The sequence below is a fragment of the Enterobacter sp. 50793107 genome (assembly GCF_001463365.1).
Taxonomy (GTDB): Bacteria; Pseudomonadota; Gammaproteobacteria; order Enterobacterales; family Enterobacteriaceae; genus Enterobacter; species Enterobacter cloacae.
Map to the genome: position 1 here is coordinate 1 of NZ_LNII01000054.1, position 242 is coordinate 242.

At 52.9% G+C, this 242-nt stretch carries 1 rRNA gene; it reads right to left on the reverse strand.

Features of this window, described 5'->3' with window-relative positions:
• Window positions 1-242, reverse strand: a 16S ribosomal RNA gene (locus APU11_RS07545); the annotation flags it as partial.

Sequence of the window (242 nt, forward strand, 5' to 3'; positions counted from 1 at the left end):
ACCGCTGGCAACAAAGGATAAGGGTTGCGCTCGTTGCGGGACTTAACCCAACATTTCACAACACGAGCTGACGACAGCCATGCAGCACCTGTCTCACAGTTCCCGAAGGCACCAGTCCATCTCTGGAAAGTTCTGTGGATGTCAAGACCAGGTAAGGTTCTTCGCGTTGCATCGAATTAAACCACATGCTCCACCGCTTGTGCGGGCCCCCGTCAATTCATTTGAGTTTTAACCTTGCGGCC